This window comes from Fretibacterium fastidiosum, from assembly GCF_000210715.1.
Lineage (GTDB): Bacteria > Synergistota > Synergistia > Synergistales > Aminobacteriaceae > Fretibacterium > Fretibacterium fastidiosum.
This window is the reverse complement of record NC_021038.1, coordinates 884,955-907,094: the sequence shown is the minus strand read 5'-3', so window position 1 is coordinate 907,094 and position 22,140 is coordinate 884,955. Positions and strand designations below refer to the sequence as shown.

At 62.8% G+C, this 22,140-nt stretch carries 18 protein-coding genes, 1 tRNA gene and 1 pseudogene; 8 read left to right on the top strand and 12 right to left on the bottom strand.

What is annotated here, in order from left to right:
* Positions 1-201: 201 nt before the first annotated feature.
* Positions 202-531 (bottom strand): hypothetical protein, encoded by a 330-nt coding sequence (locus tag SY1_RS12320; RefSeq protein WP_243440576.1) that lies wholly within the window; start codon positions 529-531, stop codon positions 202-204.
* Positions 532-1,065 (bottom strand): hypothetical protein, encoded by a 534-nt coding sequence (locus SY1_RS12315; RefSeq protein ID WP_243440575.1) that lies wholly within the window; start codon positions 1,063-1,065, stop codon positions 532-534.
* Between the two features lie 54 nt (positions 1,066-1,119).
* Here SY1_RS12315 and SY1_RS12750 point away from each other — a divergent pair.
* A pseudogene (locus tag SY1_RS12750) lies at positions 1,120-3,918 on the top strand (LPD23 domain-containing protein); the annotation flags it as partial.
* Positions 3,919-4,098: 180 nt separating this feature from the next.
* Here the strand turns inward: SY1_RS12750 and SY1_RS04000 are convergent.
* The 6 genes from SY1_RS04000 to SY1_RS03975 all read right to left on the bottom strand — a co-directional run bounded on the left by SY1_RS04000 (position 4,099) and on the right by SY1_RS03975 (position 9,389).
* Positions 4,099-5,001, bottom strand: a complete 903-nt coding sequence (locus tag SY1_RS04000; protein WP_208872779.1) for a hypothetical protein — start codon at positions 4,999-5,001, stop codon at positions 4,099-4,101.
* Positions 5,002-5,310: 309 nt separating this feature from the next.
* On the bottom strand, positions 5,311-5,670 hold the full coding sequence (locus SY1_RS03995; protein ID WP_208872777.1) for a hypothetical protein: 360 nt from the start codon (positions 5,668-5,670) through the stop codon (positions 5,311-5,313).
* A gap of 231 nt (positions 5,671-5,901) precedes the next feature.
* Positions 5,902-7,101: a hypothetical protein gene (locus tag SY1_RS03990; RefSeq protein WP_208872775.1), complete on the bottom strand. Its 1,200-nt coding sequence runs from the start codon at positions 7,099-7,101 to the stop codon at positions 5,902-5,904.
* A 127-nt stretch (positions 7,102-7,228) separates the two neighbouring features.
* Positions 7,229-7,303: transfer RNA gene (locus SY1_RS03985), tRNA-Val, on the bottom strand.
* A gap of 140 nt (positions 7,304-7,443) precedes the next feature.
* Positions 7,444-8,559, bottom strand: a complete 1,116-nt coding sequence (locus tag SY1_RS03980) for an aldo/keto reductase (RefSeq protein WP_015556264.1) — start codon at positions 8,557-8,559, stop codon at positions 7,444-7,446.
* Between the two features lie 296 nt (positions 8,560-8,855).
* The gene (locus SY1_RS03975) at positions 8,856-9,389 is read right to left on the bottom strand and encodes a methylated-DNA--[protein]-cysteine S-methyltransferase (protein WP_015556263.1); all 534 of its coding nucleotides are present in this window, start codon (positions 9,387-9,389) and stop codon (positions 8,856-8,858) included.
* Between the two features lie 301 nt (positions 9,390-9,690).
* On the opposite strand from SY1_RS03975, the gene SY1_RS03970 reads away from it, so the two are divergent.
* Positions 9,691-10,245 carry a YqiA/YcfP family alpha/beta fold hydrolase gene (locus SY1_RS03970; RefSeq protein ID WP_015556262.1) on the top strand — a complete coding sequence of 185 codons (555 nt, stop codon included), beginning with the start codon at positions 9,691-9,693 and terminating at the stop codon, positions 10,243-10,245.
* A 254-nt stretch (positions 10,246-10,499) separates the two neighbouring features.
* Here the strand turns inward: SY1_RS03970 and SY1_RS03965 are convergent, their stop codons facing one another.
* From SY1_RS03965 to SY1_RS03950, 4 genes are all read right to left on the bottom strand, one after another.
* Positions 10,500-12,284 (bottom strand): ATP-binding cassette domain-containing protein, encoded by a 1,785-nt coding sequence (locus SY1_RS03965; RefSeq protein ID WP_015556261.1) that lies wholly within the window; start codon positions 12,282-12,284, stop codon positions 10,500-10,502.
* A complete protein-coding gene (locus SY1_RS03960) occupies positions 12,281-13,312 on the bottom strand; it encodes an HlyD family secretion protein (protein ID WP_015556260.1) in 1,032 nt (343 codons plus the stop codon). Before SY1_RS03960 ends, SY1_RS03965 begins: the two co-directional genes overlap by 4 nt.
* A 107-nt stretch (positions 13,313-13,419) precedes the next feature.
* Positions 13,420-14,529: an ABC transporter permease gene (locus SY1_RS03955; protein WP_015556259.1), complete on the bottom strand. Its 1,110-nt coding sequence runs from the start codon at positions 14,527-14,529 to the stop codon at positions 13,420-13,422.
* A gap of 2 nt (positions 14,530-14,531) precedes the next feature.
* The gene (locus SY1_RS03950; RefSeq protein WP_208872773.1) at positions 14,532-15,632 is read right to left on the bottom strand and encodes an ABC transporter permease; all 1,101 of its coding nucleotides are present in this window, start codon (positions 15,630-15,632) and stop codon (positions 14,532-14,534) included.
* Between the two features lie 484 nt (positions 15,633-16,116).
* Here SY1_RS03950 and SY1_RS03945 point away from each other — a divergent pair, with 484 nt between their 5' ends.
* Genes SY1_RS03945 through SY1_RS03920 form a run of 6 tightly spaced genes read left to right on the top strand, consistent with a single transcriptional unit; the run spans position 16,117 to position 22,030 of the window.
* Positions 16,117-16,881, top strand: a complete 765-nt coding sequence (locus SY1_RS03945; RefSeq protein ID WP_015556257.1) for a dihydroorotate dehydrogenase electron transfer subunit — start codon at positions 16,117-16,119, stop codon at positions 16,879-16,881.
* 14 nt (positions 16,882-16,895) lie between these two features.
* Positions 16,896-17,837, top strand: a complete 942-nt coding sequence (locus tag SY1_RS03940) for a dihydroorotate dehydrogenase (RefSeq protein WP_015556256.1) — start codon at positions 16,896-16,898, stop codon at positions 17,835-17,837.
* A 19-nt stretch (positions 17,838-17,856) separates the two neighbouring features.
* Entirely contained in the window at positions 17,857-19,077 is a 1,221-nt protein-coding gene (locus SY1_RS03935; RefSeq protein ID WP_015556255.1) for a hydantoinase/carbamoylase family amidase, read from the top strand.
* Entirely contained in the window at positions 19,074-20,357 is a 1,284-nt protein-coding gene (locus tag SY1_RS03930; protein WP_015556254.1) for a dihydroorotase, read from the top strand. The genes SY1_RS03935 and SY1_RS03930 overlap by 4 nt, the downstream gene beginning before the upstream one ends.
* A gap of 2 nt (positions 20,358-20,359) precedes the next feature.
* Positions 20,360-20,569: a hypothetical protein gene (locus SY1_RS03925; protein WP_015556253.1), complete on the top strand. Its 210-nt coding sequence runs from the start codon at positions 20,360-20,362 to the stop codon at positions 20,567-20,569.
* Between the two features lie 3 nt (positions 20,570-20,572).
* A complete protein-coding gene (locus SY1_RS03920; protein ID WP_015556252.1) occupies positions 20,573-22,030 on the top strand; it encodes a sodium:solute symporter family protein in 1,458 nt (485 codons plus the stop codon).
* Positions 22,031-22,140: the final 110 nt, after the last annotated feature.

Here is a 22,140-nt window from a genome sequence, read left to right as displayed (position 1 = left end):
AACGCCGGCGTGGACCTTGGACAAAAAGTGCCCATACTGGACCTGAGCGGGAAGCTGGAGGACGCTAAGAAAGCGACACCGCAAGAGCTATTTGCATTCTTGAAGGCGGAGTTCATTGGCAGAGAGCCAAATATAAGCTCTGATGGCGAGGCGTTGATAGGTATCCCCTCCAACTCTGCGGCAAGACACGTTGTGCGCTCTTCACGGAAGGGGCTGACCTATGAGGATATGGACACGCGGACGGCGGGGCTGCTGTCGCTGCGTGAGGTTTTGCAGAATGCGCGCCTGATAGAGAGCCATAAGAACCAGAAGGATAATAAAAAGCATCTCAAAAACGTACATCGCTTTTATATCCCTGTCTGGTCTTCCGACGGGCTGAAAACGTTGCGCGTCGTTGCTCATGAAAGAAAATCCAGCGATGGCAGGATACCTGTTGAAGTTGATTTGAATGACGTCATCATTGAGGGGGCAAGCAGAAACCCTGCGCGCCTCTCTGGCACACCCCTTTCGGGAGTTCTTCCAGAACGGCAACTACGCAGGGTTTCTGAGATCACTATAGCCGATATGCTCCGGGGCGTCAAGGACGCGGAGGGCAGGCCGTACGTCGGGGAGGAGTATCGGCAGATCGGCACGAAACGCAAGAACGAGATGGATGCCTCGCTGGCGAAACACAGGCCGGACCTGACGCCGGAGCAGCGCACCGACGCTATCTCCGAGATCGAGAAGCTGGGTGAGGAGGTCAAGGCCGGAGGCTCGCCGAAGCACGAGAAGGCCGCCACAAAGTGGCTGCTGGGCGGGCACATCATCCTGCCGGAGGACAACTACAAAATCCTCGACGCGCTCAAGATCTGTGAGCAGCAGCACCTCGACCCGATGAGCTTTGGCGACCCCAACGAGATACTGGCGAAGTACACCATCAAGGAGAGCGCCGCTGAAAAACGGGTGAACCCGGACACCGTCTCGGAGCTCAGCGACAAGAAGGAGTACCCCGATGGCATAACCGTCTACACGGTGCAGAACGATAAGGCTGGACAGGCCGCTGTAAGGAAGATTATTGATACGCACTGGGGCGAGGACGCCAACCCGTGGTGCCTTGCGGCACGGGGGAAACGCGGCGGAATGACCGACGCATGGAGGATGTGGCGGAATTATGATTCCATCCCGAAGCGTATTGCGTTTCAAAATGGGAAGTTGTTGGCGTTTTGCGCATCCGATAAGGAGGAAACGCAGTGGTGGGACAGGGAGGATGAATCGTTTCCTGCAATCCCATACAGACTGGGGAAAGGCGACGGTGTCATTTATGGTTACCATGAAGATTTGGGACACAGCTCGAAGGTAAAAGAAAAGCTAAAGGATGGAACAATACGCGAGTTCTATCCGAGTAATCAGATTAAACGAATAATCCTACCCGGGAAGTTTCTTCGTGAATGGTACCCGAACGGGCAGATGCAGACGGACTATACTCATGGTGGCACAAAAACAGAATGGCACGAGAATGGACGGAAGGGATACGAATCTCTCCCTGATGGAACTGAACGCCAGTGGCATAAAAATGGACAAATGTTGTACGAAAAACTGCCTGACGGAACATCTCATAAATGGGCTTATGACGGGCTTATATTAAGTGAGAGGTTCTCCGATGGGACACATATTGAATGGACTTGGGCTCATGGCCCCAGAGGCAAAGGTGTGGAAGTGATAGAAACCCTGCCCAACAGGACAAGGCGAGTATGGGTTTTGACCAGCGCCCGAGAAATCAAGCAAATGCCAAACGAGGCAAAGCTGGATTTTATCAGAAGCAAGCAGCCCAAATACATGATTTTGCCTGACGGGACACGGCGCGAGTATGAGCAGGAAGCAGAGGTCTACAACCAGATCGCCTATAACGGGACACCACGCCAGAGCGCCTCCGGTCAGCAGGAGGCACGCGAAGACCCCGGCGCTTTGCTGCGCAGGGTGTGGGGTAACAACCTGGCATACCAGACGCGCGAGGACCTGGAAGGAGTCATCGCCGCCATCAATGGAGGTCTCACCATAGAGGGGTTCCCCGACGATGGAGTAGGGTATTTCCTGACCCGCGAGGCGCTGGACCGCATGGGGCTGGAGCGGCCAAACCGCGTGGGCTATGACGAAAACGACCCCACGACGTGGCCGGAGGGGCCGCGTAAGGAAGAAGCCGTAAAGTATCGCGCACTTTTGGATGAAACACCCCTGGACGGGGACGAATACGAAAAAATCGAGGCAATCCTCGACCGGCTGTGTGATGAAGAAGCCCGTGACGCGGAGAAAGAACGCGAGATATACAGCAGGCTTGAGGAGTGGTATGCCGGTCACCTCAACGCTATGAAGGACGACGCAGAAGATCGCCTGCGGGATATGAGGCTGTTCGGGGTCAACAGCCTTGCGGAGCTCTACGACCGCATGGACGAGGCGGAGGCGACTCCGGCGTCCGAATGGGACCCTGAGCTGCGGGCGTTCATGGAGCGTTTTGTGACGGTCACGAAGTACTACGAGCCGTTTCTGGGGCGGGGGCCGGAGGACTATGCGTTCTATGAGGCGGGGAGCGACCCCGGCGAGACGATGGAGAAGCCGACCCGCTGGCGTGGGGTCCCGGAGCTGGAGGAGCTGTTCCTCGACCTGGCGGAGGTCGAGAAGAACCTGGCGTTCGACGATGACAAGGAGGTGCAAAAAGGCCTTCGTAAAGAGAAGGCCGGCATCGTCAAGGAGGCCCACGCCATCCTGAAGCGAATGCACAAGGAGCTCGACGCCCTCATCGACGAGAACGAGGCGCGGCAGAAGGCACTGTGGGCCAAGGCGGAGGAGGCCGGGATAAAGGTAGAGGACGATCAGCACCCGGAGACGTACTACCAGATCATCGGCAGGCGCGGGGCAGAAACCCTGGATGCTGCTGAAGAAGGCACGGCCCGCCTCGACAACCTGAACGTCGCCCGCGAGATGGAGCAGGCCGGGAAGGACGCCAGGGCGATTCGCCTGGCTACGGGCTGGGAGCGTGGGGCGGATGGGAAGTGGCGGCACGAGATTCTGGACGGGACCTTCCGGCGCGAGGGGTTCATCACCAACCCGGATCTGCTGGAGTTTCGTGAGCTCGAAAGGAAATTTATTGACGGGGATATCACGGAAGAAGAACAGGCCCGGCTTGAGGAGCTGAAGCCTGTTGCACGGCAGATAAGGGAGCCATCCCGGCTCTCTGATTTTTACGACGCGCCGGAACTTTATGCGGCGTACCCGGAATTGGCGGATATCAATGTCAGGTTCCAGACCGGGCACAGGGAAATTAGCGGGAGCTATAACCCATTCGGGAACACAATTTCACTCAATGCGTACCTCCGAAGTGATATCGCAAAGACAGCGCTTATCCACGAGATACAGCACGCGATACAGAACATCGAAGGGTTTGCCGGCGGCGGGAGCTTTGCGATGGAGGGCGAAAACTATCACCGCCTTGCAGGAGAAGCGGAGGCCCGGAATGCCGGGAGACGCACGCTTCTGTCCGACAAAGAACGCAAAGAGCGCCTGCTGGCTGAAACAGAGGACGTGGCACGGGAAGATCAGATCATCCTGGAAGGGATGATGGAGGCATACTCTGAGCAGCAGGCCGAGGAGACCGAGAACATCCGACGTGGGCAGGCCGCCATGGAGAAGGTCATCACAGAGCAGACCGACGTGATGGACGCCATGCACCGGGAGGAGCTTGGAGATATCGCGTTCCTTTGGGGAAATAAGGGGGCCGGGATAGCTCACATCTTGGAATATCATATCCCGGAGGGGACAAGGCCACAGGAGTTTATGAGAACGTTGGTCGATGTTATTGCAAAAGGAGATGTGGGGAAAGAATATCCTATCCAGAATGGGCGGAAACGGCGCGTCAATATAACAAAAGGCCCTTATACCGTCGTGCTGGGTAAAGAGTACGATGGCAAAAAAGTTAATTGGGTTGTATCTGGATGGGATGAAGATGTGCCGGATAAAAGAACCCCCCGCCCCGATACGCCGGACAAGGGCCAAGACTTCTCCGGCGCTACGCTCTCCGAAGCTACATCCTCCGCAACGAAGAGGGAGCGGGCCAGGGGGACTGCCCTAAGTAAACCACCTCTGCCCCAAAAAAGCAAGCCCGAGTCCGCTATCAACGCCCGTTTGACGGTCCAGCCAGACGGCATGAGCTTGATCGAGTTCTTCGAGAACGCGAACCGGAGCACGAGTTTCCACGAGCTGGCGCACCATGTCTTCCGGATGCTGGACGAGCTCAGCAGAGTGGAAGGGGCAGACCCTCAGCTGAGGGCCGACGTGGACGAGGTGCTGCGGCACGCGGGGGTGACGCGGGAGGAGTTCGATTCCGAGGACGCCGAGGTGCGCCGGCAGGCCCGGACGCAGGCTCATGAGTACTTCGCTCAGGGGTTCGAGACGTACATCGCCGAGGGCAGGGCGCCGAGCCGGGCCCTGTGGGGCGTATTCCGCAGGCTGCGGGCGTGGATGATCGAAGTCTACCACGACGTGGTGCAGGCGCTGGGCATCGAGCTCAGCCCGGAGATGCGGGATATCTACGCCCGCCTGCTGGCGACCCCGGAGGAGATCACCGCGGAGACGACCGTGCAGGAACTGGCCGTCGAGAACGCGGCGATCAAGGAGGAGATTAAGCGCTATCAGGCCGAGCTGCGGGAGCGGACGGAACAGGAGCAACTGGGGTACGAGGCCCCCGACGAGTGGAGCTTCTACGAGGTCCCGGAGGATGCCAGGGAGGCCGTGACCGGCTGGCTGGGACAGCTTGAGGAGTACGAGTTCAAGCGCAACGCGCACGAGGCCGTGCAGAACGTGGCGCGGCTCATTCGCGAGAACGGTGGGCTGCGCTTTGGGGATTTCATCGTGCAACTGGGAGAGGACCTGGCGCGGGACGTCCGCAAGCGCTGGCCGGGGCTGTTCCGGAACACGACGGAAGGGCCGCAGCTTGCGTTGGACGTCCTCACCGAGGCGCTTCAGGCGCACGGCATTGATCTTGACGTTCAGGGGCTCGTGGACTGGCTTCAGGAGAACGTCAACGAGGTGGTGAAGAAGCCCGCCCCGCTAGTGGAGGTTAACGCCGACACGCTGAACGCGCTGGTGGAACATCTGGGCGTGGACGGCGCGCGGGAGTACATGACGGACCGCCGGCGGTACCTGACGAGGCTTCAGAAGGCGCTCCAGGCGGAATACGACCAGGACAAGAACAACGCTCAGGTCAAGGCTGACCTCGAGGCGACGTACCGGGAACAGAGGGAGATCGCCGAAAGCGTCAAGGCACTGGACCAGACGCTCTCAGCGGAGGGCGACGTCGTGCCCGAACGCACTATGGAGCCGGTGGCGCTCACTCCGGAATCCGGACGCTCCATCGACGAGGCGGACGACAGCGAGTTGCTGATGTTGCCCGACGGGTCGACAGCCCTTGGCATGATCGACGAGGACGTAGCCGCAGCGGCGGGGATACAGGCCGGGGTCATTCAGGCCAACGTCGGGGCTGTGAGGCACGCGGAAGAGAAACACGGAGCCCAGATACTCGATGCAGGGTATCCTGATGTGCAGACGTTTATTCTGGACAGCCTGGCAGAGTTCAATGAGGTGCGCAGGGGGTCTGGGGATTCTCTTTTGCTCATCCGTCGCGGAGACGAAAAGAAACATCCCACCGTTGCGGTGGAGCTGATCAATGAGGATGGGGTCTATCGTGTAAAGACAGCGTGGTTTGCAAACAAAAATTATGTCAGCAGAAAAAAATTGCTTGCGACGAGGAGCGCAACCCCCGTCAACGGCCCTGCTTCCGTTCTGGCTTCGGGCTCCGGGAGTCAGGAGGTGCAGGGTAACTCCCGGCGTTGGAGCGCTCGCCAGACAAGCAACTCTGTTGAAAGTATAGCATCAGCTAGCAAGGACGGCAACCCCGAAGCCGTGCTCACGCTGTCCGAAGCGATGCGGCGCGGGTACGCCATGGCGGAGAAGTACAGCAAGGCCGCCTGGCGCCAGGGGGTCAAGGAAGGGCACGCCAAAGGACGCGCCGCAGTGGAGGCGCGTATTACCGCGCTCAAACAGAAGCTCAAGGAACGCCAGGAAGTCAAGGCTGAGGTTGGAGAGCTTGTCAAGGGCATCAACCGGATGGCGGGCTCCGAGACGGTCACCTGGGCAGCGCACAAGGAGATCGAACAGCTCCTGTCCTCCTACGACCTGAAACGGCGCAGCAAGAAGACGCTGGAGCACAGAACGGAGGTCGCCCAATGGCTTAGGGAGGACCCGGAGCTTGCGGAGGCCTTGAACGAGAAGGACACCGCGCACCTTGGGGAGACAACGCTCAACGAGATGACCATAGACGACCTGCGCGCCCTGAACGATCAGGTGCAGCAGATCTACGACCGCGGCGCTGAGGAGTACAGGATATGGGACCTTGAACGCACGGAAAGGAAGGACACGATCTACACCGACCTGCGGGACACGCTGGAGAAGCGGAAGGCCGACCTGCCAAAGGTCGTCACCGGGCCGGAGGACCTCAAGAAGCAGTACAAGGGGTTGAGTGGTAAGGCGGCGAAGGCCAGAGACTGGACCTATGCCGTGACGCTGGCAAAGGACCGCTTCTTCGACTGGCTTGACCACGGGCGCACGGGTTATCACGGACCGTTCGTCAAGTACTTCGTCGATATGACGGCAGCAGCCCGAGACGAATCGTTGCGGCACATTCAGGCGCGGCGGGAGTGGGTGGAGACGGGGCTGCGGGAACTGGGGTTCCGGGTGTCCGACTTCGCGCGAATCGCGACCACGTACAACGGGAAGGACTACACCTGGAGCGAGATTCAGGAAATCTACATGGGACTGCGCAACGAGAAGAAGGCACAGGCCATCCTGAACGGCAACTTCAAGAACTCTCTCGACGCCTCGGGCGACACAGCGTACCTGGTCAGCCTCCTGAGCGAGGAGCACAAGCGGGCGGCGGAGCTGGTGGCGGAGGACCACAACCGGAACGTGGACCGCATCGAGGCCGGGATGATCGCGGCGTACCAGAAGGGCATGGAGCGGGAGACGGACTACACGTCGATACACCGGCTGGGATATCCTGCCGAAGGTTTTCAAGGCGGGGATTGTGACGCTGATGTAAAACGGGGCCCTGCGGGGCCCTCTTTTTTTGTTTTTGCTTCAAGGGCGCTTCAAGGAGAACAAAAAAGGTTCAGGAGAAAATCTCCTGAACCCTTGCTGTCACTGGTGGGCGATAGAAGAATCGAACTTCTGACCTCTTCCGTGTCAAGGAAGCGTTCTACCTCTGAACTAATCGCCCCAACGGTGAAACATTATATCAGTCTCTTGCTTTTTGTCAAACCAATGGGCCGTTCCCAGTCCGCAGGTCGTGAGGCTTCATCGATTGAGCGCGTTTAAGATGCCTCCATCGTCCTTTCATATGGCAGGGCTGAAGTGGAATTACGCGAACGCCGCCGCCCTGGCCAGCTCGTCCCGAATCGCGATGTGCTGCGGGCAGACCTGCTCGCAGTGGCCGCACCGAACGCACTCCGCCGCGCGCTTCCTGCCGTGCCCGCCGACCAGCCAGGACTCCTGGTGTTTGGCGGCAGCCAGGTCGCTGTAGAGCGTCAGGGCGTTCATCGCCGTGAACGTCCCGGATATCCCGACCTCCACGGGGCAGACCTTGGAGCAGTAGTTGCAGGTCGTGCAGGGGATCAGCGGGATGTGGGCAAGTTCCTCCCTGGCTTCCTCCAGCGTTCGCCGCTCCGCGTCGGACAGTCCCGTGAAGTCCTTCATGAAGGACAGGTTGTCCTCCATCTGCGCCAGGTCGCTCATGCCGGAGAGGACGGTGAGCACGCCGTCCAGGTCCGCGGCAAAGCGAATGGCCCACGACGCCATGGAGGCGTCGGCATCGGCCCGCCTCAGGATATTCGCCACCGACTCCGGAGGGGTCGCCAGCATTCCTCCCTTCACGGGCTCCATGACGATCACCGGCTTGCCGTACTTCCGGGCCATCTCGTAGCAGGCCCTGGACTGGATGGCCGGGTTCTCCCAGTCGCCATAGTTGATCTGAAGCTGAACGAACTCCATTTCGGGATGTGCCTTCAGGATATCCTCCAGCTCCTCCGGCGTGGAGTGGAAGGAGAAGCCTGCGTGCCGGATGAGCCCTTCCTTTTTCTTCTCCTGCACGAAGCTCCACATGTCGAAGTCATTAAAGAAGTGCGTCCTTCCCTCTCCCAGGTTGTGCAGCAGGTAGAAATCGATGTATCCGGCCCCCGTTTGCCTCAGCGAGGTCTCGAACTGCGCCACGGCGTCCTCGCGGGTCTTGCATTCCAGCCACGCGGCGTTCTTGGTGGCCAGCTGAAATTTCTCCCTTGGATAGCGCTCCACCAGCGCCTCGCGAATCGCGTCCTCGCTGCCCGGATAGGCCCAGGCGGTGTCGAAGTAGGTGAACCCCTCCGCCAGAAAGCGATCCACCATCCGTTTCGTCTGCCCGACGTCGATCGCGTCGCCATCCCTGGGCAGGCGCATCAGGCCGAAGCCCAGCTTTTTGATCCCTTCCTCAAGGCAAGTCATCGTAACTCCCCCCCATGTTTTTCGCCCTGACACAAGTTCCGTCAAACCGCCCAAGTTCAGCGGCATCGGGTCAAAAGCGCCGCCACTTTGGGATAGCGTCAGTGTATATCCTGAAGTCGACTCCGGGTCAAGATGGAAATGGATGAAACCATGTCACGCTGTAAGGGCGATACCGTGTGAAAAAACGACTTCAACTTACCCCAAAGCATTGTTTTTATATGTGCTTCATTGGCAAGACCGGAGGTGAAAAAAGATTGGTCTGCGATGGGGGTAGGGTGTTAAATGCCCGCTGAGGCTCAAAGCGCCGTACCGCGCCGGGGCACGAAAAGGCGCGACATGTCGACGCCCTCCAGGGTCAGGAGCTTTTGCTTTTTGTCCACGCCGCCGGCGTAGCCCGTCAGGCTTCCGTTCGCCCCCACCACTCGATGGCAGGGCACGATGATGGAGATGGAGTTGTGTCCCACGGCACCCCCCACGGCCTGAGCGGACATGCGGGCCAGTCCCCGCTGCCTTGCGAGCCGGCCCGCGATGTCCCCATAGGTCACGGTGTGACCGAAGGGGATGGCGCGCAAAATCTGCCACACCGCAAGCTGGAAGTCGGAGCCGATCTCCTTCAGGGGAGGAGTGAAGTCCGGAGCCCGACCGGAGAAGTAGACGTCGAGCCACCGCCGCGTGGTGTCAAAGACCGGCAGATTCCCTTCCTCCGTATCCTCCGTGATCTTGTCGCAGAAAAATTTTTCGCCGTCAAACCAGAGCCCGATCAGGCTCTCGCCGTCGCTTCCCAAGGTGATGGCTCCCAGGGGCGACGTGTAGCGTCCAAGGTATTGCATGGGTGCTCCTCCTCATACCGGCGCCCTGAAGGCACAGAGGGGCGCGTCGCAGTCGCCGCACCTCTCCACGTTCTGCAGGCAGGTTGCAGCCCTGGGGGGCCCTTCGCCCCGCCAACACGAGTATAGTATAGCGATTTTTTCCTGGGACATACGGTTGTTGTCGGCCATGGAAACGGCCTTCCGAGGCCGGCCTGCGGGGCAAAATGAAAGGCGCGTTCCATCTGTTAGAATGGACGAAAAGACGGGGTCGTCCCCGACACCCCGCCCGCTCCTGGGGACGGCAGATGAGGAGGTCTAGCAGATGTTCATCAACATTCATGGATTCGGAGGGCAGGGGGAGAATACGAAATACCTCTGGCTTCGAAAGACGTACCCGGAGGAGGAGATATTCTGCCCCACCTTCGACTACACCACGGCGCATCCGGAGGAGGTCCTGTCGCGTTACGAGGCGGAGGTGCGCGCCCAAGTCAAGGCGGGCCGGAGCGTGAGGGTCGTGGGCACGTCCTGGGGCGGCTTCTTCGCCTACTGCCTGAACGCCCTGTTCCCCAGCCTGCCCACCGTCCTCGTGAACCCCTCGCTGAACCCCCACCTGTCGAGGCGCTGCATCGTGCTGAACCATGACCTGTTGCTGGAGTACATGGAGGTTCTGAGCCGCCACATGCTGCGCCACAGCGACGCGAGCTGTGCCGTCATCATCGGTTCCCGGGACGAGGTCATCCCCCATGAGGTCGTGACGGTCCCCATCTTCGCGCCGGAGAGCGTACACCGCTTCGACGTGCAGCACAGCTTTGACATGGACGCGGAGCCGGAGTTGCCCCGGCTCATGATGGAGCACTTCGGGAGGACCTTTGCCTGAGCGGAGAACGCTTTGAGGTGGACCGCCCATTGCAGAGGTCAGCGGACGGCAACCGGAAGGCTCTCTGAAGGGCGTAGCTCCTTTTTAAAATTTCAGGGAATCGCTGAAGGATACCCTGAGGTTTGATGTTCCTTGACTTTTAACAACTTTTGAAGATCGATCAACCCTTCCTTAAGTTTCTCGTTTTGGAAGCGATGGGGCGTGAGGGGCTTCGGTCGTTGCCCTCCAGGGATGAGCGCTGTCAAAAATGCCCCCTAAAGCAGGGACGCTGGGGCCGCGTCCTGTCTCTCGATCAGGGCGATGAACGCCTCCTCCAGGGTCGGGTCGGGACAGGCCTCCGTCCGCACGGAGGCCTTGAGCGCGTCGGGAGGGCCGGAGGCGATCGTCCCGCCCCGGTACACCAGCGCGATGCGGTCGCAGTACTCCGCCTCGTCCATGAAGTGCGTCGTCACCATCACGGTGACGCCCTTCAGCGCAAAGCTGTTGATGCAGGTCCAGAACTCGCGCCGCGTCACGGGGTCCACGCCGCTCGTCGGCTCGTCCAGGAACAGGACGTCCGGCCCGTGCATCACGGCGCAGCCCATCGCCAGGCGCTGCTTGAAGCCGAGAGGCAGCGAACCCGCACGGGAGGAGAGGTAGGGGGCGAGGCCAAAGGTCTCGACCACGCGCTCCAGCGCCGCGTCGCCCCTCAGCCCGTAGATGCCGGAGAAGAACCGCAGGTTCTGCAGCACGGTCAGGTCCCCGTACAGCGAGAACTTCTGCGCCATGTAGCCCAGTCGCGCCCGCGCCGCGCCGGGAGCCGTCCTGAGGTCCAGCCCCGAGACGGCGCACTCGCCCTCCGTGGGGGTGAGGAGCCCGCACATCATCTTGAACGTGGTGGACTTTCCGGCTCCGTTGGGCCCCAGGAGGCCAAAGATCTCGCCCCGTTCGATCGAGAAGGAGACGTCGTCCACCGCCGTGAAGTTCCCGAACCGCTTCGTCAGGTGCCGCGCCTCCACGGAGACGCGGCCCGTCCCCTTTTCCTCGAAGAACGCCGCCACCGCGTCGCTGCCGCGCCGGGCTCCGCCCAGGAGCTGCATGAAGGAATCCTCAAAGCGGGGCGGCGCAGGCCTGAGCGTAAGGCGGGAAGAGGGATCGGCCAAAACTTCGGCCTCGCAAGCGATGGCGTCCAGGTTCTCTCTCAGCTCCGCACCGTCGTCGCTGGTCAGAACGCGCACGCTGGAGCCCTGGATGACCGCGTCCAGGGTACACTTACGCTCCATCAGGGGGGCGATTAGCTTCCGACGCCTCCCGCCGGCCCCGCCCAGCAGGAAGACCCGGCCCTCGACGCGCTTTGCCAGGTCCTCCGGCGTCCCGTCGTAGAGCAGCTTGCCCTCGTTGAGGAGCAACACCGCGTCGCAGGCCTCCGCCTCGTCCAGGTAGGCGGTGCTCCAGACGACGATCCGGTCCCGAACCAGGAGCCCCCGCACCATGCGCCACAGCTCCCGCCGCGCCAGGGGGTCCACGCCCACGCCCGGCTCGTCCAGCAGCAGGACGGGAGGCCGGGAGAGCAGCGTACAGGCCAGGCCCAGCTTCTGCTTCATGCCGCCGGAGAGCCGGCCCGCCAGGCGGCCCGTGAAGGGCTCAAGCCCCGTGAAGGCCAGGAGCTCCGCATAGCGGTCGGTCCGCTCCCGGCGGGGCACGGAGCGCAGCTCGGCGTACAGGTTCAGGTTCTCCATGACCGTCAGGTCCTCGTAGAGCCCGAAGCGCTGCGGCATGTAGCCGACCCGCTCGTGGATGGCGTCCGCGTCCTCCGCCGTGTCGCACCCGCACACGGAAACCCGCCCTGCGGTGGGCGCCAGGAGGCCGCAGAACAGGCGCAGGAGCGTCGTCTTGCCCGCGCCGTCCGGCCCCACCAGCCCCGTGATCCGCCCGCCTCCAATGCGGGCCGTGATCCCGTCCAGCGCGGTGCGTTTGCCGAAGGTGCGGACCAGCCCCTCGACGACGATCTCCGAGGTCTTCTGGGAATCGATGGGCAGCCGCTTCTCGACCTCGCTCATCTTGACGCCGCGCCCTCGGAGGCCTCGATGGATTCCATCAAGACGGTGACGGGCATCCCGTTCTTGAGCCGCCCATCCCGATCGTCCTCCACCAGAATTCGAGCGCGGTAGACCAGGTCGGTGCGCAGGTCCTCGGTCTGCACCTGCTTGGGGGTGAACTCGGCCGTCGGGGAGATGAAGGTGAGCGTGCCCTCGATGGGGGCGGGGGACGAGTCCGTGACGATTTGGGCCGGCATGCCCACCCGGACCCGTCCCAGCTGAGGCTCAGGGATGTAGGCCCGGACCTGGATGGGGCGCTCGAGGGCCAGGGCGTAGACGACCTGGCCGGCCCCCACGACGGTTCCCGGTTCGGTGACGCGGGTCAGGATGGTCCCATCGGCCGGGGAGCGCAGCTCCGTGTCCGAAAGGGCGTTCTCGGCCGCCGCAAACCGGGCGCTGGCCGCCTCATAGGCCGCCTCCGCCGCCTCGATGTCCTCCCTGCGGTAGCCCTCGCGCATCAGGGCCAGAGCGTTCTCGGCCGCTGCAAGCTCTGCCCTCAGTGCGTTGCGTTGCGACGACGCCCGGTCCAACTCACTCTTGGCGACGGCCTTCTGGGCGAACAGGTTCGAGATGCGGCTGTAGTCCTTCTCGGCCAGGTCCAGCGACGCCTGGACCCGATCGCGCTGCGCCGCCGCCTCACGGACCTCCTCGGTGCGGAACCCCCGGTGCAGCTTGTCCAGGGCCGCCTTGGCCTGGAGCATGGCCCCCCTGGCCTCGGAGCGTTTGATGCGGTAGGGGACGGGGTCCAGGATGCTCAGCAGGTCGCCGGACGCCACCCTCTCGCCCTCCTCGCGGTAGACCGCCTCGACGCGGCCCGATACGCGAAAGCCCAGGAGCACCTGTCGGATCTCCACGTTGCCGTAGAGCCGAATCCGATGGGGGTCCTTCTCGCGGAAGCGATCGATCAGCCCATCGAGCTCCCCGTTCGCGTAGAGCGCGCCGAGGACGGCAGCGAGAACGAGAAGCAGAAGGGCGAACCGTTTTTTCATGGAAAAGACTCCTTTCTTTCTCCGGGGCTCCTCCCCGGAACCCCGGCAAGGGCCGCGGGCCCTTGCAACCCGATTTATGGACCGATCGGGGAAAAACGGCGCAGGGGTCACTGAACCCTGCGCTTGAAGAACCACCCGGCGGCGCCGAGCGTCACCGTCGCGATCCCGCCGAGCCAGAGGAGCTGCACGGCGACCTCGCGCAGGGGAATGCCCTTGAGGTAGACGCCGAGGGCGATGACGATGATGTGGCGGGAGGGATTGAACAGGGTCAGGGTCTGCAGGGCGTGGGGCATGTTCTCGATGGGCGTGGCGAATCCGGAGAGCAGGACGAAGGGCACCATGCAGGTGAACACCCCCAGGAACGCCTGCTGTTGCGTGTTGCAGAGCGAGGAGACGAAGAGCCCCACCCCCGTGCAGGCCAGGATGAAGATCAGAAAGCCGAAGGCCAGGAGCCCCAGGCTCCCCAGACAGGGCACGCCGAAGACCGTTCGGGCCAGGACGTGGATGGCGACGCCGATCCCGAAGGCGATGGCGACCGCAGGCAGGGTCTTACCGACCACGATCTCCAGGGGCGAGAGCGGCGAGACGAGCAACTGCTCGAACGTCCCGAGCTCCCGCTCACGCGCGACGCTCATGCCCGAAACGACCAGGGACAGCATCTGGGTCAAGACGACCAACAGCACCGGCAGGGTGAACCAGAGGTAGTCGTGGTTCGGGTTGAAGAGCTGCCGGGGCTCCACGGACAGGAGCGCGTCGGTCCCGGTGAGGGTTTTTCTGAGCCCGCGGGCGAAGCCGTTCGCGATGGAGGTGGCGTAGCCATAGGCGATCTGGACCGCGTTGGCCTTCCGTCCGTCCAGGACGACCTGCACGGACGTCGGCTCGCCGCGCATCAGGGACGCCGAGAAGCCTTCGGGGATGCGCAGGACCATCAGCGCCCGCTGTTCGGCGATGGCGGGCTCGATCTCCCGGACGCTCGACAGGGCGAAGGAGCGCGTGAAGGCGGGCCCCGCCGTGAAGGCCGCCTCCAGCCTGCGCCCCAGGTCGCCGTCGTCCTGGTTCAGGACCGCCAGGGAGGCGTTACGCACCTCCATGGTGATGGCGAAGCTGAAGAGAAAGAGCATGACGAAGGGCCCGACGAACACCTGAAATCGCGTCTTGGGGTCCAGCAGGACGGCGTAGAGCTCCTTGACGATCAGGGAGCGAATGCGGGCGAACATGGTCAGGCCAGCACCTTTTTGGTGTATCGGAGCGTCACGGCCAGGAAGAAGAGCCCCAGCAGCCCCAGCCTGATCATGTTGGGGAGCAGGAGCGGCCAGACGTCGCCGGCCAGGAAGAGGGTCTGGAGGCAGGTCACCAGGTATCGCGCCGGCAGGACGGCGGCGATCGCCCTCTGGACGAGCGGCATGGAGTTCAGCTCGAAGATGAAGCCCGACAGGAGCACGACGGGCAGGAAGGCGGAGAGCAGCGCCGCGAAGGAGGCGACGTACTGGTTTTTGGAGAGCGTGGAGATGATGAGGCCCTGCCCCAGCGCCGACATCATGAAGAGCGACGCCACGGCGAAGAGGGCAGGCAGGGAGCCGCGGAACGGGACGCCGAAGAGCGACACGGACAGAGCCAGGCTGAAGAACGTGGAGAAGATCGCCAGGAGGTAGTAGGGGATCAGCTTGCCCAGCAGGAGTTCCAGCGCGCTGACGGGCGTGGAGAACAGCGCCTCCATGGTCCCGCGCTCCCACTCGCGGGCCACCACCAGGGCCGTGAGCATCGTCCCGATCAGGGCCATGATCACGGCCATGATGCCTGGGATCAGCGAGTACCGGCTCTCCAGCCCGTCGTTGTAGCGGAAGTGGGGCTCCACGACGATGGGCAGCGACGTGCGCGACAGCTCCCCTCCCCACTGGAGGATCGCGGCCAGCGCGTAGTTCTCCGCCAGGGCGCCGGAGTTCGGGTAGCTTCCGTCCGTCAGCAACTGAAGGCTGGCCTTTCGGCCCGAATTTTGATTCAGGTTTTGATTGAAGTAGAGGGCGGCGGAGGTGCCCTGGGGGACGATCAGGACGCTCTTGAGCTCTCCCGTGACCAGAGCCGGCAGCAACTCCTGCCGCGACGCGGCGAGGCTGGGGCTGAAGTAGGGGTTGGCGGCGAACCGTCGGGCCAGGTCCCGCGCCGGCTGGCCGCCGTCCTCCAGCGCGATCCCGATGCGAATTTCGCGGGCGTCCAGGGAGAGCCCGTAGCCGAAGAGAAAGAGCAGGGTGAGCGGCAGCACGAACGCGATGACGATGCTGCTGGGGTCCCGCACGATCTGCAGCGCCTCTTTTTTCGTCAAAGCCCAGAGCCTTTGAGCGAACATCGGTCCCATCTCCTTGGCTTGAAGATTTTTCGGAAAGGTCGGCTCGCACGTTTGGGGTCCTGCCCCAGCGGGCGCGGACGCCCTGTCCTCTCAACGTCGTCTCTCAACTTAATTATGATAGCACTTCGATTTTGAAATCCCATACGCTGCTGTAACGATAAACCCCCTGCCGCGGGATGCCGCAGCCCCGTCGACCTTGAAGCCTGTCGGCAGTGCGCCTTGCCCATGGCTGCACCCTCGGTGCAAACTCGCAGTGTCTTTTCCCGCTCATCTATGATAAGGTAAATCCAATGGGTAGAGCCCATGGGGGATTCGGTCCCTCCGTCATCGTCCAGGCGTCACCGCTCCAGCGAAATTCGGGCACCCGTGGGCCGTTTTTTCACCGCCTGCGCAAGGGGCTGCAGGGCCGGGTGTCGATTAAGAGTTTTTTAGACGGAGCCGCAACGGGAAGGAGACAGCAATGTACCTGAAATGCCGTGTGCTTCAACAGGCGAAGGTCGGCGCAGAAGCCTTCGCACTCGACCTCGACGTGCAGGATATGGCCGGGCTCTCCCGCCCGGGGCAGTTCGTCATGGTCCGGTGTTGGGAGGGCGACGACCCCTTCCTGATGCGTCCGTTCAGCATCAACTCGGTGGACAGAAAGAACGGGGTCATGACGTTGCTCTATCAGGTCAGGGGCCGTGGAACCGCCCTCATGGCCGCTCTGAGGCCGGCCGACAGCGTCGCGGTCCTCGGCCCGCTGGGGCGGGGGTTCCCCGTTCGGGAAGGTGCCTCGCGGGTCGCCCTCATCGGTCGGGGCATGGGGATCGCGCCGCTCCTTTTGCTGGCGCAGGACTACGCAGCCCATGGCACGGAGCTGCACGTCTACCTCTCCGCAAGGAGCGAGGAGGGCCTGTTCAACCGATCGCAGTTTGAGCGCCTTGGGGCCAGGGTGACGACGACGACGGCCCCCTCCCTCAACGTCACGGACCGGATGGCGGAGGACTGCCGCAGCCTGAATTTTGACGCCGCCTATTCTTGCGGTTCCCGTCGCCTCGGTCTGGGCATGAAGGAGTTGCACCTCAAGTACGGTTTCCCCGCCTACGTCTCCCTCGAAGAGCACATGGCCTGCGGCCTTGGAGCCTGCAAGGGGTGCGCCTGCAGGACGCGACGCTCCGAGGCGGGGGGAGAGTACGCCCTGGTGTGCAGGGACGGTCCGGTCTTCGACGTGGACGAAGTGCTGTGAGACGGAGGATGACGATGTCGGAGCTCAAGTATCGGACGGATCTGTCGGTGAAGGTCGGCGGCATCACCTTTAAGAATCCGGTCATGCCAGCCTCCGGAACCTGGGATTGTTTTGAGAACAACGCGGGCCTTTTCCCCATGAGCGAACTCGGCGCGGTCCTGGTCAAGAGCGTTCATCGCCTCGTTCGGCAGGGCAACCCGCCGCCGCGCATCGCAGAGGTGACGGGCGGCATGATCAACGCGGTGGGCATCCCCTCCGTCGGCATCGAGGCCTTCATGACGCAGGAGTTGCCGCGCTATGACGGCATCGGCGCGCCGGTCGTCCTCAGCCTATCGGGCAATCGAAAGGAGCACTACCGCGAGGCCCTGGAGATTGTCGCCAACGATCCGCGCATTGCAGCGGTGGAGCTCAACCTCTCCTGTCCCAACATTGGCACGGGGTTGGCCTTCTCCTCCACCCCGGACGTCCTTCGCGAGACCCTCAAGGCGGCGCGGGAGGCGACCCGGCTCCCGATCTTCGTGAAGCTAGCCCCCAACGTGACCGACATCCGTGTCAGCGCGAGGGTCAGCGAGGAAGAGGGGGCGGACGCCGTCACCATCGCCAACACGTGGCGCGCCATGCTGATCGACGTCGAGACGCGCTCCCCCGTCCTGAGCAACGTCTCAGGCGGCATGTCGGGGCCGGCCGTGAAGCCCCAGACCCTGTTCCTGGTCTGGCAGGCCCGCGCCGCAACGGCCATTCCGATCATCGCAAGCGGTGGGATCGCGCGCTGGCAGGACGCGGTCGAGTACTTCCTCGCGGGGGCGTCGATGGTGCAGGTCGGCAGCGCAAACTTCCAAAATCCCGCGGCCATGGTCCAGATCGTCGACGGCATAGACCGCTATCTTGCGGAGCACGGCCACAGGGCCCTCTCCGAGATACGGGGGCTTGCCCATCAGCGCCGTGGAAATTCCTGAACGGAGGCAGGAGAACGTCATGCAGCACAGCGTTTCAGAGATAAGGTACTGCGGGGAGCTCTTTGAGGCCTTTTACGACGTGGGGAGCACGAGGGAAGGAGGGGTTACGCGGCTTGGGTACTCGGCCGTCGAGGACGAGATGCACCGCCGTTTCGAGGCCCTCGCCAGGGAACTGGGGTGCGGTGTCTTTACGGACGAGGTGGGCAACACCTTTGCGTCCAACGGGGAGGAGGGGGACTACTACCTGTTGGGCTCTCACCTGGACTCCGTCGTCGATGGCGGGCGGTACGACGGCGTCGCGGGCGTCATCGCCGGCCTGATGGTCGTCAGGCGCCTTCAGGAGGAGGAGGAGGTCAGGCTCCCCCTCAGGGTCGCGGCCTTTCGGTGCGAGGAGTCCAGCAACTTCGGGCTCTGCACCATCGGCTCTGGCCTGATCGCCGGCCAGGAGAAGTACTCTTCGGACATCGGGAGCCTGAGGTCGCGGGACGGCGAGCGACTCGACGAGATATTTCAAAAGCGGGGGCTGTCCTTCTCCCCGAAGAATATCTCAGGGATAAAGGAGTACCTGGAGCTGCACATCGAGCAGGGCAAGGTCCTCGAGGAGACGGGAACGGAGATCGGCATCGTCAGTACCATAGCGGGGCCGCGGCGTTTTCGGTTCATCCTGCGAGGCATGGCGGAGCACTCGGGCGCCACCCCCATGGGCCTGAGAAACGACGCCCTGTGCGCCGCAGCCGAGGTCATCCTGGCCGTGGAACGGATCGGGCGCGAGGAGGCGGTGCATCAATCCGTCGCGACCGTCGGCGTGGTGGAGAACCGCCCCAACGTCCTGAACGTGATCCCCGGTGAGGTGGCGCTGGGCATCGACCTGCGCGGCATCGAGGAGGAGAGCCTGGATCGGATGGAGCAGGCCCTCCGCTCGAGGGCGCAGGACATCGCCAAAAGCCGCGGCGCGACCTGCCTGGAGATGAAGATCGGCAGCGTTCCGCCCGTCGCCATGAGCCGCCGCGTTCAGCGGGGGCTGGAGCGAGCGGCGTCACGCCTTAAGATCAGCTCAAGGAACATGCCGAGCGGCGCAGGACACGACGCGATGTCGTTTGCCGCGCTGTGCGACACCGGCATGGTCTTTATTCCCTGCCGGCACGGCGTATCTCACAACAGGAAGGAGTTTGCCTCGCTGTCCAGCATCTGTGACGGTGCAGCGGTGATCTGCGAGTACCTGAAAGGAGAAGCGGTATGATCCTGATTCAAAACGGGAGGGTTATCGACCCCAAAAGCGGCCTGGACGAGGTTCTGGACGTCATCGTCCAGGACGGTCGGATCGCCGGCATGGGGAAGTACGCGAGGGGCGGGGAGTTCACGGAGGTCATCGACGCCGAAGGCTGCACCGTTGCGCCGGGCCTGGTGGACACGCACGTGCACTTTCGCGACCCAGGGCTCACCTACAAGGAGGACGTTGCGACGGGGGCGGCGTCCGCCGCGGCGGGCGGCTACACGACGGTCATCTGCATGGCGAACACGAAGCCGCCGTTGGACGACGCGGAGGCGCTGAAGGACCTCAGGCGGCGCGAGTCGGACCTCCCCATCCACGTCCTGAACACGGCCTGTGTGACCCGCGGCATGAAGGGGCAGGAGCTGACGGACATGGACGCCTTGAAGGCCGCGGGGGCGATCGGCTTCACGGACGACGGCCTGCCCATCAAGGACGTCAAGCTGATGATGAGGGCGATGGAGCGGGCGCGGGAGCTCGGCGTGCCCATCAGCCTGCACGAGGAGGACCCGGACCTCATCGGAAGCCCCGGCATCAACCAGGGAAGGATATCGAAGGAGGTCGGGGTGCCCGGCGCCCCTGCCGTCGCGGAGGAGACGCTGATGGCCAGGGACTGCCTTCTGGCCCTGCACACCGGGGCCAGGGTCAACATCCAGCACCTGAGTTCCGGCGTGTCCGTGGAGGTCCTGCGCCTGATGAAGAGGCTGGGCGCGGACGTCTGGGCGGAGGTCACGCCGCAGCACTTCTCCCTGAACGAGGAGATCGTCCTGGAAAAGGGAACGCTGGCCAAGGTCAACCCTCCGATTCGGACCGAGGAGGACCGATACCAGCTCATTCGCGGGCTGAAGGAGGGCGTCATCGACATCATCGCGACGGACCACGCGCCGCACGCCTCCGAGGAAAAGGCCCAGGACCTCCTGCACGCGCCCAGCGGGATGATCGGGCTGGAGACGGCCCTGGCGCTTGGGATCACCAACCTGGTGCGAAAGGGGCACCTCACCCTGCTTGAGCTCCTGGAAAAGATGACCGCAAGGCCGGCAGAGCTCTACGGGCTCTCCTGCGGCAGCCTCCGAGAGGGCGGAGATGCGGACCTGGTGGTCTTTGACGAACGGGAAAGCTGGACCGTGGGGAGCCGCTTCTTCTCGAAATCCTCCAACTCTCCCTTCACGGGCATGACGCTCTACGGACGGGTAAAGCACACGCTCTGCGGCGGCAGGGTGGTCTATACGGACGGAAAGGACGTGAGGTGAACATGAAGCAAAAGCTGTTTGGTTGTGTTTTCCTGGTGTTGCTCCTGTTGGGGGCGCTGCCGCTGTCGATGACCTGGGGTGAGCAGGGATACCTCTTCGGGTGGCTGCCCGTGGCCCTGGCGTACTGGTGGACTCTCATGGTCGTGAACCTGGCCTTTGTCCTCCTGGTCTGTCGGGATTTTGTAAGAAGCAGCAAGAAAGGAGAAAAATAAGGCATGAACACAGGGGTATTGAGCCTCGGAGTGATCGTCCTCTACCTGGTGGCGATGCTGGTCATCACCGTCGTCCATGGGCGCCGCAAGAAAAAAGCCTCCGCGCTGGACTTCTTCCTTGCGAACCGTGGGGTGAACTCCATCCTGCTGCCGCTCACCATGATCGCGGCCATGCAGAGCACCTTTGCCTTTCTGGGGTCGCCCGGAATGTACTACACCCACGGCATCTCCTTCATCGTCCTCGTCCTGAGCCAGGTCTGGGTGGCGCTGATGGTGGTGTACTTCGGGAACAAGATTCGGCTGCTGGCCAACGAGCGCGGCTACATGTCCCTGGGGGACTACCTGGAGGACCGCTTTCAGAGCCGGTATCTGAAGGTCATGGCGGCCTGCGTCTCCGTGCTGATGACGATGATCTTCCTTGCGATGCAGTACGTGGGCAACGCGCGCGCCATGAGCGTGGTGAGCAGCGGGGCCATCAGCTACAACGCGGCGATCCTGGTCAGCGTGGCCTTCTCCCTGCTCTACGTCCTGATCGGGGGGGCGGGCGGCGTCGTGCTGCTGGACGCCGTACAGGCCGTCATCCTGTTGATCGGGATCGTCCTCGCGGCGTGGGTCGCCCTGGTCCCGTCGGGAGGCATCGTCAACCTGTTCACCCAGGTTCGCCAGACGGCCCCGGAGCTCCTGTCGCGGCCCGGCCTGAAGGGGCTGTACACGGACAAGTACTGGGTGATGCAGTTCATCGTCCTGCCGTTCGGGATCTGGCTCTGCCCCCACGTCTGGAACAAGTCCCTGATGGCGCGGGACGAGGAGGCGCTGGCGCGGTCCGCCATCAGCATCCCCATCTCGCAGATCCTGATCTACGGCTTTTCGACGCTGTTCATCGGACTTGCCGGGCACATTCTGGTGAGCGCCTCCGAGGTCCGCGCTGCGGACAACATTTTGCCGATCCTGATGCTGAAGTACTCCAACTGGTTCGTGGCAGCGCTGATCATGGCGGCGGCCATCGCGGCCGGCATCTCCACCATCAACGCCATGCTCCTCGTGAGCTCGCAGCTCGTCTCCCAGGACCTCATCCTGCTGACCCGAAGGGGCCGGATCTCCAATGAGCAGAACATGCGGATATCGCGGATCATCGTGTTCGCGGTCGCTGCGATCTGCGGCCTGATCGCGCTGAAGCCGCCCGCAACCTTCGTGCAGGTCATCCAGGATGTGGCCTATACGGGCCTTGCCCAGCTCGCGCCCCCCTTCCTGCTGGGGATGTACTGGAAAAGGTGCTCTCGGCTGGGGGCCTCCGTGGGGCTGACGGCAGGGATCGCCATCCTGTTCGGCACGCGCATCCTGGGCGTTTCCCCGCTGGGGTGGCCGGGGTTCATGTGGGGTTTCTTCATCAACATCATCCTGACGGTCGTGATCTCCCTTCTGGGGAAAGAAGGGGAGGCGCCGACCGCCGAAGTGCACTGACGGGAGCTGTGGGCTCGATTCAAACCGGGGCCGTCGAAATCCATCGACGGCCCCGGCTCGTACCTTGCTCCCGAGTGAGGAGGCGGCGGACCTGCCGCGTCATACCAATT